Annotated in this window: 10 protein-coding genes and 1 pseudogene; 5 read left to right on the top strand and 6 right to left on the bottom strand. The window is 68.8% G+C overall.

Annotation, left to right across the window (positions count from 1 at the left end; genetic code table 11):
- Together SALPAC4_RS25045 and SALPAC4_RS0103800 are read left to right on the top strand one after the other, a co-directional pair.
- Positions 1-652: pseudogene (locus SALPAC4_RS25045) on the top strand (hypothetical protein); the annotation flags it as partial.
- A gap of 1 nt (position 653) precedes the next feature.
- Positions 654-1,325, top strand: coding sequence for a class F sortase (locus tag SALPAC4_RS0103800; protein ID WP_027644847.1), 672 nt, complete (start codon positions 654-656; stop codon positions 1,323-1,325).
- 55 nt (positions 1,326-1,380) lie between these two features.
- On the opposite strand, the gene SALPAC4_RS0103805 is transcribed toward SALPAC4_RS0103800, so the two are convergent.
- The 6 genes from SALPAC4_RS0103805 to SALPAC4_RS0103830 all read right to left on the bottom strand — a co-directional run bounded on the left by SALPAC4_RS0103805 (position 1,381) and on the right by SALPAC4_RS0103830 (position 13,024).
- Entirely contained in the window at positions 1,381-6,438 is a 5,058-nt protein-coding gene (locus SALPAC4_RS0103805) for an NAD-glutamate dehydrogenase (protein ID WP_019869229.1), read from the bottom strand.
- A 298-nt stretch (positions 6,439-6,736) separates the two neighbouring features.
- Positions 6,737-7,921, bottom strand: coding sequence for an arginase family protein (locus SALPAC4_RS0103810; protein WP_019869230.1), 1,185 nt, complete (start codon positions 7,919-7,921; stop codon positions 6,737-6,739).
- A gap of 63 nt (positions 7,922-7,984) precedes the next feature.
- Entirely contained in the window at positions 7,985-8,881 is an 897-nt protein-coding gene (locus SALPAC4_RS0103815; protein WP_019869231.1) for a tetratricopeptide repeat protein, read from the bottom strand.
- Between the two features lie 113 nt (positions 8,882-8,994).
- Positions 8,995-10,683, bottom strand: a complete 1,689-nt coding sequence (locus SALPAC4_RS0103820) for an acyl-CoA mutase large subunit family protein (protein ID WP_019869232.1) — start codon at positions 10,681-10,683, stop codon at positions 8,995-8,997.
- A gap of 63 nt (positions 10,684-10,746) precedes the next feature.
- On the bottom strand, positions 10,747-11,784 hold the full coding sequence (gene meaB / locus SALPAC4_RS0103825; RefSeq protein WP_019869233.1) for a methylmalonyl Co-A mutase-associated GTPase MeaB: 1,038 nt from the start codon (positions 11,782-11,784) through the stop codon (positions 10,747-10,749).
- A gap of 40 nt (positions 11,785-11,824) precedes the next feature.
- Complete coding sequence (locus SALPAC4_RS0103830) at positions 11,825-13,024, bottom strand: acetyl-CoA C-acetyltransferase (RefSeq protein ID WP_018729407.1); 1,200 nt, start codon at positions 13,022-13,024, stop codon at positions 11,825-11,827.
- 413 nt (positions 13,025-13,437) lie between these two features.
- Between SALPAC4_RS0103830 and mce the strand changes: the two genes are divergently transcribed.
- From mce to SALPAC4_RS0103845, 3 genes are all read left to right on the top strand, one after another.
- Positions 13,438-13,911 carry a methylmalonyl-CoA epimerase gene (gene mce / locus SALPAC4_RS0103835; RefSeq protein WP_019869234.1) on the top strand — a complete coding sequence of 158 codons (474 nt, stop codon included), beginning with the start codon at positions 13,438-13,440 and terminating at the stop codon, positions 13,909-13,911.
- 229 nt (positions 13,912-14,140) lie between these two features.
- The gene (gene ccrA, locus SALPAC4_RS0103840) at positions 14,141-15,496 is read left to right on the top strand and encodes a crotonyl-CoA carboxylase/reductase (RefSeq protein WP_027644846.1); all 1,356 of its coding nucleotides are present in this window, start codon (positions 14,141-14,143) and stop codon (positions 15,494-15,496) included.
- Positions 15,497-15,795: 299 nt separating this feature from the next.
- On the top strand, positions 15,796-17,082 hold the full coding sequence (locus tag SALPAC4_RS0103845) for a DivIVA domain-containing protein (RefSeq protein WP_019869236.1): 1,287 nt from the start codon (positions 15,796-15,798) through the stop codon (positions 17,080-17,082).
- Positions 17,083-17,217 lie beyond the last annotated feature (135 nt).

Raw genomic sequence — 17,217 nt, forward strand, 5'->3', positions numbered from 1 at the left:
CAAGGGCCACGAGTCCAAGGGCCACGAGTCCGAAGGCGGCTGGGGCAGCGACGCCCGCGAAGGCTCCGAGTCCGAAGGCGGCTGGGGCAGCGAAGGCCGCGACTACAAGCGCCACGACTACAAGGGCCACGACTACAAGCGCCACGACTACAAGCGCCACGAGTCAAAGGGCCACGAGTCCGAAGGCGGCTGGGGCAGCGAAGCCCGCGAAGGCTCCGAGTCCGAAGGCGGCGTGACGCCCGCCGATGAACGGTTCGCAGCTCGGCTGGAAGGGAGCAGCGAAGGCCGCGAAAGCAGCGAAGGCCACGACTACAAGGGCCACGACTACAAGGGCCACGACTACAAGGGCTACGAGTCGGCTGGAGACCACGGTGACCGGGGCGGGGACCGCTGGGAGCACAAGCGGGACTACGTCTACTACGGCGAAGCCATGGTTGACCGGAACGCCAAGCCGGGCACTTACAAACTCGAGGGCTCGTGTGGCGAGGGCGAACTGGTCGTCCTGCCGCGGGGCGGTGTCGCTGGTGGTGACGGCGGCATGAACGCCGGCACCAACTTGGGCCTCGCCGCCGGTGGAGCTGGACTGGTCGGCGCGGCCGCCCTGGGCGGTCTGGTGCTGCTTCGCCGTCGGACCAATGGTTCCCTGGTCTGAGGTGACGACGACCCGGGCCGGTGGCCGCCACGGACTCCCGTGGCGCGCCGCCGGCTCCGTCGTCGTCCTGCTCGCCCTGGCCGGCTTCGGCCTGATCGGGGCAGCGTTTACGGAGAGTCCCACGGCCCCCCCTCCGCAGCCTCCCCCGCTGGCCGAATCCCCAGTCGGGGCAGCGGCCACCAGCCCGGAAGTCGCCCAGCCTGCCCCCTCCGGCCGCCCCCGCTCCGCTCCCGGCCAGATCGTCATCCCCAAGATCGGTGTCCACGCATCAATCATGAAGATCGGGACAAATCCGGACGGTACAGTCGAGGTACCCCCGCTCGATCAGGCGCAGCTGGCCGGCTGGTACGAGCCGGGAGCGAGCCCAGGCGAAGTCGGTAACGCCGTGATTGTCGGACACGTCGACTCGGCGGAGCTCGGCCCCGCGGTCTTCTTCTCCCTCGGGGACCTGCGCCCTGGCGACACGGTCGGCGTGGTCCGGGAGGACGGTGAGCAGGTCGACTTCACCGTCGAGTCGGTGAAGGCCTATCCAAAGACCGAATTCCCGACCGAACTGGTCTACGGCCCCACGGACCAGATCGCACTACGGGTGGTCACCTGTGGCGGCATCTTCGACGAGGCGGCCGGCGACTACCCGGACAACATCGTCGTGTTTGCCACCCAGGCCCAATGACTCCGGGATCGGGTGTCCCGGCGGCCGAATCCGAGCCGCCGGGACACCCCTCGGGTCAGGACGCCGCCGAGGTCCGCACCAGGGTTCGGATCTGACGCAGCAGCACCGACAGGGCGGCCAGGTCGGCCCGGGACTCGTCGAACTCCCCCATCGCCCGCTGTGCACGATGGATCGAGGTGGCGTTCGACTGCTCCCACTGCTGCACGCGTTCCACCGGTGGCAGGTTACCTGGGGTACCCCCCAACACCTCGGTGGTCAACGCAGCGAGCGCGGCGTACAGGTCGTACCGCAACGCCATCCGGGCCAGTGTCTGCCACCGGTCCTCTCGTGGCAGCAGCGAGATCTTCGACAGCAGCGAATCCACCCGGAACCGGTCTGACAGGACGAAGTAGACCGATGCGACTTCGGACACGTCCCGCCCGCTGCTCGCCGCGGTCTCGACGACATCGAGCAGGCCGAAGCTGTACATCAACCGGACTGTCTGCTGCGCCAGGTCCCGCGGCAGTCCCTTGGCGACCAACGACTCGATGTGCGCCGCGATCGCCTCCCGCTCGCTGCCGTAGAAGAGCGTCTCCATCTGCGGTAGAAGGTGGGCGACCCCGTCGCGCAGTCGCGCGACCTCTGCCGGCACGTCGATCGGAGAGCGGCGGTTGGTCACCAGCCACCGCACCGCCCGGTCCAGCAGACGCCGGAAGTCCAGGTAGACGTCGGTCTGCAGCTCAGGGGCGACACGATTGTCCAACTCCTCAACGGCGTTCCAGATCTGGCGCAGCCCGAACACCTCGCGGACCACCACGTACGCGCGGAGCACGTCGGCGGCGCTCGCCCCGGTCTCCTCGACCACCCGGTAGACGAACGAGATACCGCCCCGGTTAATCGTCTCGTTCACCAGCATGGTGGTGACGATGTCCCGACGCAGCCGGTGGCGGGACATCCGGTCGGCGAACCGCTCCCGCATCGGCGTCGGGAAGTAGTTGACCAGCAGTTCGGTCGTCCACTCCTCGTCGGCCAGACCTTCCGCCAGGATCTCCTTCTCAAGCACGATCTTGACGTACGCGAGTAGCACCGCGAACTCCGGCGCCGTCATCCCGGACTCCATCCGGACGGCCAGTTCCTCGTCCGGTGGCAGCGCCTCCAGCGCCCGGTCCAGGGCACCTGAACGCTCCAGTTCAACGATCATTCGCCGGTGCACCGGCAACAGCGACGGCGCCTGGGCCTGTGCGTTGCTGATCGCCCGCGCCTGGTCGTAGTTGTCCCGCAGTACCAACTCGGCGACCTCGTCGGTCATCTCGGCGAGCAACTCGTCCCGCTCACCAACGGTCAGTTCCCCGTCGGCGACCGCCGTGTTGAGCAGGATCTTGATGTTCACCTCGTGGTCCGAGCAGTCCACCCCGGCCGCGTTGTCGATGAAGTCGGTGTAGATCCGACCACCCGCCTCGGCGTACTCGATCCGGCCGAGCTGGGTGCAGCCCAGGTTGCCCCCCTCACCGACAACCCGGCAGCGCAGGTCCTTGCCGTCAACCCGGATCGCATCGTTGGACTTGTCTCCCACCTCGACGTTGGTCTGACTCGAGGCCTTGATGTACGTGCCGATGCCGCCGTTCCAGAACAGGTCGACCGAGGCGGTGAGGATCGCCTTCATCAACTCCTGCGGGCTGAGCTGGGACACACCGTCCTCGATGCCGAGCGCCGCCCGCACCTCGGGTGAGATCGGCACTGACTTCGCGGTACGGAGGAAGACGCCGCCTCCCTCGGAGATCAACTCCGGGTTGTACTCCTCCCACGTCGAACGGGACAGGTCGAACAGCCGCTTTCGCTCCACCCAGGAGGTGGCGGCGTCCGGATTCGGGTCGAGGAAGATGTGCCGGTGGTCGAAGGCGGCCACCAGCCGGATGTGCCGCGACAGCAGCATCCCGTTGCCGAAGACGTCACCGGACATGTCGCCGACGCCGACCACCGTGAATTCCTGGGTCTGGGTGTCGTGCCCCAACTCACGGAAGTGCCGCTTCACCGACTCCCAGGCGCCGCGGGCGGTGATCCCCATCTTCTTGTGGTCGTAGCCCGCCGATCCACCGGAGGCGAACGCGTCACCCAGCCAGAAGTTGTGGGCCGTGGAGATCTCGTTGGCGATGTCGGAGAAGGTGGCGGTGCCCTTGTCCGCCGCGACAACCATGTACGGGTCGTCCCCGTCGTGGCGAACCACATCCGGCGGCGGCACGATCTCTCCGCTGACGATGTTGTCGGTGGCGTCCAGCAGCGCGGAGATGAACTCCTTGTAACAGGCCACGGCTTCGTCCCGGTCGCCCGGCTTCTGCTTGAGCACGAAGCCGCCCTTAGCGCCGACCGGGACGATCACGGCGTTCTTCACCATCTGCGCCTTGACCAGACCGAGCACTTCGGTACGGAAGTCCTCCCGTCGGTCGGACCAGCGCAACCCGCCGCGGGCCACCGGCCCGAAACGCAGGTGCACACCCTCGAACCGGGGCGAGTATACGAAAATCTCGAACCGGGGCCGCGGCGCCGGCAGGTCCGGTATCGCCTGCGGATCCAGCTTCAGGGCAACATACGGCTTCGGTCGCCCGTCAACGCGCTTCTGGTAGAAGCTCGTCCGCAGGGTGGCCTGGATCAGGGTCAGGTACGACCGGAGGATCCGATCCTGGTCTAGGCTGGCCACGTCGTCGAGTGCGGCACGTAGCTCGGCGACCAGCTCCCGGCTCTGCTGCTGGCGTTGCTCGGAACTCGTTGAGCCCGGCGCGAACCGGGCCTCGAAGAGCCGCACCAGCAGGGCCGCGATCCGCGGATACGCGATGAACGTCGACTCCATGTAGTCCTGGGAGAAGACCGTGCCCGCCTGACGCAGGTACTTGGCGTACGCCCGCAACACGACCACCTGCCGCCAGGTGAGGCCGGCACGCAGGACCAGCGCGTTGAAGCCGTCCACCTCAGCCTCGCCCCGCCACGCGGCCGCGAAGGCGTTCTCCACGTGCGGGCGAACCTCGACCAGCTCCTGGTGCCCCTCCGGCAACCGCAGGCCGAAGTCGTACAGCCAGATCCGACCGTCAATACGCTCTACCTCGTACGGGTGCTCGTCAACCGCCTTCACCCCGAGCGAGTGCAGCACCGGCAGCACCGCCGAGAGCATCATTGGCTCGCCGTACCGGTAGACCTTGAACCGGACGTCCATCGACTCGTCGCCGCCGGCCACCCGGTTCGCCGCACGAGGCGCCAGCTGCTTCCGGAACAGGTGCATCTCCAGCTGCCCGGGCTCCTCCAGCAGCTCCAGCTTCGCCAGGTCCTTCATCGCCTCGTACGGCGTGTGCCCGTCCTTGTACCCCTCCGGGAAGGCGTCGGCGTACCGGGAGAAGAGGTGCTTGGCCTGCTCGTCGCCGAGCTTACGCTCCAGCACCAGCCGGTAGTCGTCGTCCCAGAGGCGGGTGGCGTCGGCCAGCTCCTCGGCGAGCAGGTCGGCGTCGATCTCCCCCGGCGGCTTGGTCGGGTCGGTACGCACGATGAAGTGCACCCGGGCCAACATCGACTCGGTGACCCGGGTGGTGTAGTCGACCCCGACCCCGTTCAGCTCCCGCAGCAGGATGTCCTGCATCCGCAGCCGGTTCTGGGTGGTGAACCGGTCCCGCGGCAGATAGATCAGGCAGGAGATGAAGCGTCCGTACGCGTCCCGGCGCAGAAACACCCGCAGCTGCCGGCGGCCCGCCATCCGCAGCACACCGATCACCGCGTGGTATAGGTCATCGGTCTTGATCTGGAACAGTTCGTCGCGCGGATAGGTCTCCAGGATCTGGAGTAGATCCTTGCCGGAGTGGCTGCGCAGGCTCAGACCGGACCGGTCGACCACCTCCGCCACCTTGCGCCGCACCACCGGCAGCTCCTGCACGCTGGTGCGGTACGCGGCGGTGGCGAACAGCCCAATGAACCGACGTTCCCCGACCACCTCGCCGGCCTCGTTAAAGACCTTAAAGCCGATGTAGTCCAGGTACGCGGACCGGTGCACGGTAGCCCGTGAGTTCGCCTTGGTGATGACCAGCAGGCGCTTCTCGGTGACCCGCTCGTGCGCCTCGGGCGTCATTGACGACAACGCCCGGGACTCCGTGGAATCCGAGCGCAGAATTCCGAGGCCGGTGCCGAGTACCGCGCGCAGGGCCTTGCCGCCCGCCTCCCCCTCAGCGTCCACCAGGCGATACTCCCGGTAGCCGAGGAAGGTGAAGTGGTCGTGGGCGAGCCAGCGCAGCAGCTCGACCGAGTCGGTGATGTCCTTCTCCGGCACCGGCGGCCGACTCTCGCCTGTCCGCGCGGCCGCCAGCTCGTCGGCGAGCGTCAGCGCCTGCTGGCGCATTCTGGGCCAGTCCTCGACCGCCTCCCGTACGTCGGTGAGCACCCGTTGCAGCTCCCGACGCAGGTTGTCCCGGTCCGCCGCGTCCCGGACCGGGTCGATCTCGATCCGCATCCAGCTCTCGATCAGGCCACCGGTGGTCACCTCGTCGGGCTCCACGTCGGCGGCCACCTCGATCAGCCGGCCAAGCGGCTCACGCCGAATCACCAACAACGGATGGACCAGTAGGTGCACATCCAGGTGATGCGAATTGAGCAGGGCGGTCACCGAATCCACCAGGAAGGGCATGTCGTCGGTGACGATCTCAACCACCGAGTGGTGCTGGTCGGCATCCGGCTCCTGGATGCGCAGTTTGAGTTCGCCCGGTACCCGCTGCTCGGCCAGCTCCCGGTGGGTACGTACGGAGTCGAGCATCTCCTCGGCGGTGAAGCCGATCAGCTCCTCATCTGGTGCGAACCGCCAGTAGCGGCGAACCAGCGACGCCGAGTCGCGGTCGTCGCCGGCGAGCGCGATGGCCTGCGCCACCAAGCGCTCCGCGTTGGGTACCGTCTCATCGAGGTCCGAATCCTCGGCGTCCTCCCCCAAAGCGTTGCCGGGTAGGCCCAAGTCGTAGATCGAGTCGATGCTCGAACCGGTCAGGCCGGTCACACCAGTCTCGACGTCACCGAACCCGTCGGAATCGGTCGCCGAATCGAAGTTGTCGTCCCGGCCGGTATCAACCTGCCGGAGGTCGGGTCCCGGTTTGGTAGCCGGACGCCGGTCCATCGGTGCCACTCCCCTCGACCCACCGCGTCGTGGGTCACTCTGCGCCCAGCCTAGGCCTGCCTATCCGCGCGTTGGTCGGCGGACCATCATCCGGACGTCCGGTTCGGGACTGCCGTCTTTCACCTACTGCGATGGGGGTCGACCCACCCCGGTTTACCCCGCCTCCGGATGTTCATCACCAGTCGGGGGCCTGTCTTCGGCGTCTCGACCTCCAGCCGGGCGACAAACGGGCCGACACAGCCGCATTACGGTGCAAAAAGGCCAGGAATCTGGGGGTTGCCGAGGAGACCAACCGGCGTCAGCTGACTGGTCGCCCCCGGCTGGATGGGGGCCGGGCGTCCGGGGGCTCCACCGCCGCTGCGGGCTTCCCCGCGCCGGTCGGCGGCTCCGGGGGCTGCTCCACGCCGGCCGGCCCGCCCTGGTTGACGAGGATCGGCGGCTCCGGAAGCTGCTCCACGCCCGCTGGCCCGCCCTGGTTGACGAGGAGGACCGGCTGCTCCCGGCTCCGGCGGCGCTCCAGCCCCCGACGCGGCGGGGCAGCGGTCGGCAGCCGAGGCGGGACCGATCCCGGCGCGGTGACCGGGCGGAGGCCCCCGACCAGAGTGTTAACGATCTCGGCGGCGTATGACCCGTCGGGGTCGTAGTCCGGGTCAAATACGGTCAGCTCGACGCCGAGGCAGTGCGGGGTATCGACCAGACCGGCGAGCAGACTCTCCAACTCGGCAAAGGCGATTCCGCCCGGGTCGGGAGCGTCAACGGCGGGCATCACGGCCGGGTCCAGCACGTCCACGTCAACATGCAGCCAGTAGCCAGCGCAGTGGGTGAGCTGGTCATGCGCCCACTGCGCGGTCCGGGCCGCACCCTCCGCGCGCAACTCCGGCACCGGTCGGGTGGTGATCCCGGCGGCCTGGAGGTCGAGCCGATAGTTGTCCTGCGCCCGGATGCCCAGCACGACCACGTCAATATCCCGAAAGTACGGCCGCCGACCCTCAATCGCGGTCAGGTCGAGCTGACCGCGGCCGGTGACCAGGGCCAGCCCCTCACCCGCCGCCGCGCCCACGTAAGAGGCGTTACCGGGGTGCCGGAAATCCGAATGCCCGTCCACGAAGACGAGCCCGACCCGACCACCCACCGCCGCACCGAGCCGGTGCATGGCCAGCGCCGAGCCGAGCACAACCGAGCAGTCCCCGCCGAGTACCAGCGGAAACTCGCCTCGGTCAATAACCGCTCCGATCCGGTCGGCGAGCGCCACCGAGTAGTTGGCGATCTCATACGCGTGACATACGCCATCGCCAGGTCGCCAGTCGCCCGGGTCATACCGGGACGGGGTCAGGCAGCCGGCGTCCCGGGCCCGAAGCCGGCCGAGCAGGCCCTGGTCGCGTAGGGCACCAGGAGCCTTCCCGCAGCCCGGAACCGAGGTGGCGGTGGGCGGGCGCAGCCCAAGGTTGGTGGGCGCGTCGAGGACGGCGATCCGGCGCATCATGGGCTCCCGTCCTCAAGCTCGTGCGGGCCGGTCGGCACCCCGGCCCGCGCCGACGTGACTGGATCAGAACAGGGCGCTGGCCAGTGCCCGACGGGCCAGCGCCACCGCGGAATCGTCGGGGCCGGCGATGGTGAAGAGGCCGACCAGGTGCTGACGCACCTTCTCGCGGTCCTCACCGGCGGTACGGCGAACCAGCCCGACCAGACGTTGGTAAGCCTCCTCCGCCATTCCGCCGAGCACCTCAACATCGGCGGCGAGCAGCTGGGCGTCGATGTCGTCGGTGGCTGCGGCCGCCGCGGTGAGCACCGCCTGCGGGTCGGCACCGGCGACCCGACGGGCAAGCCCGACCTGGGCCAGCCCCGCCTCCGCCGCGGCGTCCGACGGCACCTCGGCCAGGATCTTGCGGTACGCCTGCTCCGCCGCGTCCAGGTCCCCACTGAGCAGGGACTCGTCGGCCTCGTCCAGCCGTGGGTCGGCCGTCTCGGCCACGCTCGCGCCACCAGCCTTCAGAACCGCCTGGATCCACTGCCGTAGCTGCGCCTCGGGCACCACGCCGGAGAAGGCGTCGACCGGCTGGCCGCCGACCACCGCGTAGACCATCGGGATCCCCTGCACCCGGAACATCTGCGCCAGCCGAGGGTTGGCGTCCACGTCGACCTTGGCCAGGACCCAGGCACCGCCGCCTTCAACGGCGAGGCGCTCCAACACTGGCGAGAGCTGCTTACAGGGTTCGCACCACTCGGCCCAGAAGTCGACGACCACCGGCGTGCTGAGCGACCGTTCAAGGACCTCGGCCTGGAAGGTCGCCTCGGTGACATCAATGACGGCGGCGGTGCTCCCGGCGCCGTCATCGGACGGGCCGGTCTGGGCAGGGGCGGGGGAGGGTGCGGGGGTGCGCAGCGCGCTGAGGTCTACCGCGCCGCGGGTAAAGATCGACGGGGTGATCCGTGGGTCGCTCATGGTTACCTAGTCTCGCACGGGTGACGCCAATCTCCGCCCTTCGGCGACGCCGAAGGTCACGGTTCTCACGCAGGTCACCACACCTCCCCGCCGCGTCTGCGGGATAGCGTCGGTCAGAAGCGGGCCGGTTCGCGGTAGACGCCCCACTCGAGGCGCAGCGCGTCACAGATCTCGCCCAGGGTCGCCTCGGCACGGACCGCGTCGAGCATCGCCGGGATCATGTTCCCGCTGGTCCGGCTGACCTCGACCATCCGCTCCAACGCCGCACGGACCTCGGCGTCATCCCGGGCTGCCTTCCGCTCGCCGAGCGTGCGACGCTGTTCCAGCTCGACCTCGTGCGAGATCCGCAGGATCTCCAGGTCCTTGGCGACCGTACCGGTGTGGCAGTTGACCCCGACGATCTTCTTCTCGCCCTTCTCCAGCGCCCGCTGGTAGACGAACGCCGCCTCGGCGATGTGCCCGGTGAACCAGCCGTCCTCAATGCCGCGCAGAATTCCCGAGGTCATCGGGCCGATCTCGTGCGGCCCCTCGCCACCGAGCTGCCGGATCCGGGCGAAGATCTCCTCCGCCTCGGCCTCGATCTTGTCGGTGAGCGCCTCGACATACCAGGAGCCGCCCAGCGGGTCGGCCACGTTGGTCACCCCGGTCTCCTCCATCAACACCTGCTGGGTGCGCAGGGCGATCTCGGCCGACTCGTCGGTGGGCAACGCAAGCGTCTCGTCGAGGGCGTTGGTGTGCAGCGAGTTGGTGCCACCAAGCACGGCCGCCAGGGCCTCCACCGCCGTCCGGACCACGTTGTTGACCGGCTGCTGTGCGGTCAGCGAGACCCCGGCGGTCTGGGTGTGGAAGCGCAGCCACTGCGCCTTCTCACTGGTGGCGCCGTAGACGTCGCGCATCCATCGAGCCCAGATCCGGCGGGTGGCACGGAACTTCGCGACCTCCTCAAAGAAATCCACATGGGAGTCGAAGAAGAAGCTGAGACCCGGGGCGAAGACGTTCACGTCCAGGCCTCGGGAGAGACCCAGCTCGACGTAGCCGAAGCCGTCAGCGAGGGTGTACGCCAACTCCTGCGCGGCCGTCGAGCCCGCCTCCCGGATGTGGTAGCCGGAGACGGAGAGTGGTTTGTACCGGGGAATCTCCCCGGCACAGTACTCCATCAGGTCGCCGATGAGACGCAGGTGCGGCTCCGGGTCGAAGAGCCACTCCTTCTGCGCGATGTACTCCTTGAAGATGTCCGTCTGCAGGGTGCCATCCAGGCGGGAGAGGTCCGCGCCCTGCCGCTCGGCGGCGATCAGATACATGCAGAAGACCGGCACAGCCGGGCCGGAGATGGTCATGCTCGTCGTCACACCAGCCAGGTCGATGCCGTCGAAAAGCACCTCCATGTCGGCGGCGCTGTCCACCGCGACCCCGCAGTGGCCGACCTCGCCGAGCGACTGTGGGTCATCCGAGTCACGGCCCATCAGCGTGGGCATGTCGAAGGCGACAGAGAGCCCGCCACCCCCCGCGCCCAGAATCATCTTGTAGCGCTCGTTGGTCTGCCGGGCGTTGCCGAAGCCGGCGAACTGCCGAATGGTCCAGGCCCGTCCCCGGTAACCGGTCGGATGTAGACCACGGGTGTACGGGAACTCCCCCGGCCAGCCGATCCGCTCAAAGCCGGGATGGTCCGCCCCCTCCGGCGGCCCGTACACCGGGGCGACAGACATCCCGGAGAGCGTAGTGAAGTCGGCGTCCCGTTTGCGCGCGGCATCGTAGCGGTCCTGCCAGCGCCTGCGTCCAGCGGCGATCTCGTCGGCGTTCATCCGCGGGCTCCTCCTCGGGTCTGCGACTCCACCTCCGAGTGTAGATCCCGGCCTGAACGGTCGCTAAGGACGCTCGTACCGGCCGGTAGGGTTTCCGGCGCTGTCGCCGGCGATCTGGGCGAGGAGCTGATCAGCCGCCGCGTACGGGTCGAGCGAACCGGCGGCCACCCGGGCAGCGAGCGTTGACAGCTCGGTGCCGTCCCGCAGCGAACCAATTCGGGCGCGAAGTGCGCCCAGCGCGATCGCCTCCACTTCCGCGGCGGCCCGTGCCTCCTGACGACGGCGGAGTTCACCCCGCTCGACCAGCCAGCCCCGATGCTTGTCGATGGCCGCGGCGACGTCGTCGATCCCCTCGCCGCGTACCGCGACCGCGCGTACCACCGCTGGCCGCCACTGCCCCGGCCCCCGTTCTCCCAGCGCGATCATGCCCTGGATGTCCCGGACCGTGGCATCGGCACCGTCCCGGTCGGCCTTGTTGACCACGAACACGTCGGCGATCTCCAAGATGCCGGCCTTGACCGCCTGGATCGCGTCCCCCATCCCGGGCGCGAGCAGCACGAGCGTGGTGTCCGCGAGCGAGGCGACCTCCACCTCCGCCTGCCCCACGCCGACGGTCTCCACCAGAACCACGTCGCAGCCGGCACCCTCCAGCACCCGGACCGCCTGCGGCGTTGCCGCCGAAAGGCCGCCAAGGTGCCCGCGACTGGACATGGAGCGGATATAGACCCCGGGGTCGGTGGCGTGGTCCTGCATCCGGACCCGATCGCCGAGGATCGCCCCACCGGTGAAGGGACTGGACGGGTCGATGGCCAGCACGCCGACCCGGTGTCCCCGGGAGCGCAGCGCTCGCACCAACTCGTTGGTGGTGGTCGACTTGCCCACTCCGGGCGAACCCGTCAGGCCGACCACCTGGGCCTGGCCGGCGTACGGGGCGAAAGCCGCCGCAATCCGGGGCAGTGTCTCATCCCCGGATTCGACCAACGTGATCAGCCGGGCGACCGCACGGGGGTCACCCGCGCGGGCCCGCTCGACGAGCATGGGAATGTCCCGGCTGCGGCGCACCGACGGCGCGGCCGGGACATTGTTGACGGCGTCAGTCATGGTGCCCTTCGTTCCCGACCACGGGACTCGCCGATCTGGCTCACCCCTGGCTCTCGGCCCCCGCTGGGACGTGAATGATCAGCGCGTCGCCCTGGCCACCACCGCCGCAGAGCGCCGCCGCGCCGGTGCCGCCACCGCGCCGCTTGAGCTCCAGCGCCAGGGTCAGGACCAGCCGGGCACCGGACATACCGATCGGATGCCCCAGGGCGATCGCACCGCCGTTGACGTTGACCTTGTCCGGGCTGATCCCGAGGTCACGGGTTGACTGGATGCCCACCTGCGCAAACGCCTCGTTGATCTCGATTAGATCCAGATCGTTGATGGTGAGGCCCGCCTTCCGGAGCGCGTGGCCGATCGCATTGGACGGCTGCGAGTGCAGCGAGTTGTCCGGACCGGCGACGTTGCCGTGCGCACCGATCTCGGCCAGCCAGGTCAGCCCCAGTTCCTTGGCCTTGGCCTTACTCATCACCACGACAGCGGCCGCCCCGTCGGAGATCGGCGACGAACTGCCGGCGGTGATACTGCCCTGCGGGGCGAAGGCCGGGCGCAGCTTCGCCAGCGATTCCGCGGTGGCGTCCGGACGAATGCCCTCGTCCTCGCTGATCACCAGCGGCTCACCCTTGCGCTGCGGGAGAACGACCGGGGTGATCTCTTCGGTGAAGTGCCCATTCTTCTGGGCTGCGGCGGCCCGCTGGTGGCTTCCCGCGGCGAAGGCGTCCTGCTCCGCACGGCTGATCCCCTTGGTACTGCCGTGCCGCTCGGTCGACTCCCCCATCGAGCAGCAGTCCCAGGCGTCGGTGAGCCCGTCGAGGGCCATGTGGTCCTTGATCACCACGTCGCCGTACTTGTAGCCACCCCGCTGCCCCAACAGCAGATGCGGGGCGTTGGTCATCGACTCCATGCCGCCGGCCACGACGATGTCGAACTCCCCAGCCCGGATCAGCTGGTCAGCCAGGGCGATCGCGTCCAGCCCGGAGAGGCAGACCTTGTTGATCGTCAGCGCCGGAACGGAGAGCGGGATGCCCGCCTCGGCGGCTGCCTGCCGGGCCGGAATCTGACCGGCACCCGCCTGAAGCACCTGCCCCATGATCACGTACTGGACCTGGTCCGGGGCGACCTCGGCACGCTCCAGCGCCGCCTTTATCGCCACGCCACCAAGCCGGGTCGCGGAAAGATCCTTGAGATTTCCCAGCAGTCGCCCCATCGGGGTTCGAGCGCCGCTGACGATCACCGAAGCCATACCTGCCTCCGAGGGTCCCGACCTGTACGCCTTAACGATTGTTAGGACGCACCTTAGCTTCTGGGAACAGATCGGCGACGGTGACCCCGCGCACATCGACGACGCACGGTGGGGCCAGCCCGGTGCACGGCCACTCGTCGCCCGCCACGCGCGGGGAACGGAACCTCTCAGCGACCGCCCGGACAGCGTAGCGGTTCGCGCCCTTTCACGCAGGCATCGACCGCCGCCCCGGGCCCCGCCGCTACCTGTCCACCCGCACGGACGTCCGCGGGCGACCGCCTTCCGCGGCGTAAGGTCGGCGCCTGCTGGCGGTCGGCCCGTTGCCGAACTGGCCGAAGGAGTCGTCGCCTTCCCGTGCGTGAGATAGCCAACCAGCCGCGCTCCCCGCGCACGCGTTCGGCCAGACTGACCTCATGGCCGAGAATCCCCCCGCCGAGTCCGCTGCGGACCACGGCACAGACATCGGACTACGTCGCATCGACCACGTCGGTATCGCCGTACCCGACCTGGACGAGGCGATCGACTTCTACCAGCGCGCCTTCGGCATGCGATGCGTACACACCGAGACCAACGAGGAGCAGGGCGTACGCGAGGCGATGCTGGCGGTCGGTCCGACCGCCGCCGGCGGCTGCGTGCAGCTACTCGCCCCGCTCTCGCCGGTGTCCACGATCGCGCGGTTCCTCGACCGGCAGGGCCCGGGCGTGCAGCAGGTCGCGTACACGATCGCCGATATCGACGTAGCTTGCGCGAAGCTGCGCGAGCGGGGTCTCCGCCTGCTGTATGAGCAGCCGAAGCGGGGCACCGCGAACTCCCGGATCAATTTCGTCCACCCCAAGGACGCCGGTGGCGTCCTGGTCGAACTGGTCGAGCCCGCCGCGGACCACTGAGCCCGGGTGGGCCCGCCCCTGCTCCCTGCCGGGCATGGCCCACCCCGTCAATCGATGCACTTTTTCACAGAGCACTTCCGAGCATAGCTACCGTTCAGTAACGTCCGCCTCCACAACAACGCGGTCGATGTCGGATGCGTCGATACCGAGACGGTGTCCGACACGCCGGGCGCCGACGATGGCACACACCCTGCCGGCGACGCGCGGGGCAGACGAACGGGAGGTCGAAGTGCAGGACATCCTCGAAACGATCATGGCTGCGGAAGGTTCGGCGCAGCCCGAACGTGAACTCGCTGGTGTTGCCCGGCTCCCGATTCCACAGTCCTACCGAGGCGTCGTCGTACGCGCCGAAGAAACCCAGATCTTCGACGGAATGGCCACCCGGGACAAAGACCCCCGCAAGGCGCTGCACGTCCAGGAGGTGCCGACCCCGCAACCTGGCCCCGGCGAGGCACTGGTCGCGGTGATGGCCAGCGCCATCAACTACAACACGGTGTGGACGAGCATCTTCGAACCACTGCCGACCTTCAAGTTCCTCCAGCGCTACGGCCGACTCTCCGAGGAGACCAGGCGACACGACCTGCCGTACCACGTGGTCGGTTCGGACGCGGCCGGTGTCGTGCTGCGCACCGGCCCCGGGGTAACCCGATGGCAGGCCGGTGACGAGGTCGTCGCCCATTGTCTCTCGGTGGAACTGGAGGAGGCCGCCGGACACGACGACACCATGCTCGACCCACAGCAGCGGATCTGGGGCTTCGAGACCAACTTCGGCGGTCTGGCCGAGCTGGCGATCGTCAAGGCCAACCAGCTCATGCCGAAGCCCCGCCACCTCAGCTGGGAGGAGGCGGCGAGCCCGGGGCTGGTCAACTCCACCGCGTACCGACAGCTCGTCTCCCACCACGGCGCCAACATGAAGCAGGGGGATGTCGTGCTGATCTGGGGGGCCTCCGGAGGCCTGGGCAGCTACGCCACCCAGATGGCGCTCACCGGCGGGGCGATTCCGGTCTGTGTGGTCTCCTCGCCGGAGAAGGCGGAGCTGTGCCGACGGATGGGCGCGGAGCTGGTGATAGACCGGGCCGCCGAAGGCTTTCGGTTCTGGCGGGACGAGCAGACCCAGGACCCGGACGAGTGGCGCCGCTTCGGTGAACGCATTCGCGAGCTGACCGGCGGCGAGGACCCCGACATCGTCTTCGAGCACCCGGGGCGGGAGACCTTCGGAGCCAGCGTCTTCGTCACCAAACGCGGTGGCACCGTGGTCACCTGCGCCTCGACCAGCGGCTACCAACACCAGTACGACAACCGCTACCTCTGGATGCACCTCAAGCGGATCGTCGGCAGCCACTTCGCGAACTACCGCGAGGCGTGGGAAGCGAACCGGCTGATCGCGCTCGGCAAGATCCACCCAACCGTGTCGAAGACCTACAGCCTGGAACAGACCGGCCAGGCCGCGTATGAGGTGCACCGGAACGCGCACCAGGGAAAGGTCGGGGTCCGCTGCCTTGCTCCGGCCGACGGCCTCGGTGTGCGCGACCCCGAGTTCCGCGGGCGGCACGAGGCGGCGATCAACCGGTTCCGCGGTCACTGATCAGACGGGCAAGGGTCGCCACCAATGTGGCGGTTGGATTGCCTTTCCTTTCGCTGGCCTGGACGCCCATTTGAACGATACCGGATACCCCGATACCGGCTCAGAACGGAATGGGGCCGCGAGTCCTTGCTCACGGCCCCATTTCCAGAGCCCACTTCAGACCGTCGCGGTGTCCGGGAGCTGCCAAGATCGCCGATTGCTCCGGTGGCTGTGCCCCACCTGGGCGGACCCTGTAATGAGGATGGCAAAGGTCGGGGCGCTCTTGCGAAGGCCCCCAGGTCGTCTGCCAGTATGTCCCAATGCCCCAGCAGCAGTCCTCCCCTCTTGCGTTCTTCGATAACGCGAACACCCAGCCGGACTTCACGGTCGGCCTACGCGGCTACAACACCGGGCAGGTTGACGACTTCCTTGGTCGGATGAGCGCCGCGCTGACCCAGTCCGAGCAGGCCCGCGCCGAGGCCGAGCAGCGGATGAACGACGCGCAGCGCCGGCTCCGCCAGGCCGAGCAGCGGATGACCGCCCTCGAGCAGAAGCTCTCCGAGGCCAGCAAGCAACTCGAAGAGAACAATCGGCCGACCCTCTCCGGCATCGGCACCCGCGTTGAGCAGATCCTCCGGCTCGCCGAGGAGCACGCCAACGACCACCGCAACGAGGCGAAGCGGGAGTCCGAGGGCATTCTCTCCGCCGCCCGCCTCGAGGCACGGGAGATCACTGACAAGGCTCGGGCCGAGGTGGCGGCGATGAAGGCCACCGCGGAGCGGGAGGCGGGCAACGTCCGGACCGCCGCGGAGCGGGAGGCGGCCGAGGTCCGGGTCCAGGCCCGGCGCGAGGCTGACACGCTGCGGGCCGATGCCGACCGGGAGACCAAGCAGCTGCGCACGGTCACCGCGCACGAAGTCGCCGAGCTGAAGTCCACCGTCGAGCGGGAGGTGTCCACCCTCCGCGCGACCGCGGAGCGGGAGATCACCCAGCAGCGGGCGAAGGCCGCCCGCGAAGCCGAGGAGAAGCGCGCCGAGGCGACGAAGCTCCTCACCGACGCGCGGGACAAGCGCGACAAGGACCTGCAGGCCCTTGAGCTGCAGCTGGCCGAGCGGCGGGAGAAGGCCGAGCGCGAGGAGTCGGAGCGGCACGCCGCCCAGGTCGCCCAGACCCAGAAGCTGGTCAACGAGGCCGAGGAGCGGGCCCGGGCCGCCCAGGAGCGGGCGAAGGAGATCGAGCAGCGCGCCGAAGCACGGCGGGTCGAGTCGGAACGCACCGCCCACGACACGGTCGAAGAAGCCAAGTCGGTCGCCGAGAAGAGCCTGAACGAAGCGAAGACCGAGGCAGAGCGCCTGCTCACCGAGGCCCGCACCGAGGCCGACCTGGCTACTCAGACGGCCCGCCGCGAGGTCGAGGATCTGACCCGCCAGAAGGACGCGGTCACCTCCCAGCTCGGCCAGATGCTCTCCGGGCTCGCCGGTATCGTCCCGGGTACCGGCCCGGACGCCGCGGCGGCGGCGGCCTCCGCTGTGGCCGCCGCCACGGAGGCAAAGTCGGAGACCACCGCCGAGGCGAAGCAGGGCGAGGGCACCGAATCCTCCAGCTGACCAGCTCAGCTGGGGCCTGTTCCACCGCGCGGGGCGACGCTGGGCATCCGGTGTCGCCCCGCGCCGTACGTCGTTCCAAGTCCGGATCGCACCGGTTAAACCGCTGCATCCGACGAGTCCGTATCGCCCCAAGAG

It is taken from the genome of Salinispora oceanensis, assembly GCF_000383575.1.
In the GTDB taxonomy this organism is placed as follows: Bacteria; Actinomycetota; Actinomycetes; order Mycobacteriales; family Micromonosporaceae; genus Micromonospora; species Micromonospora oceanensis.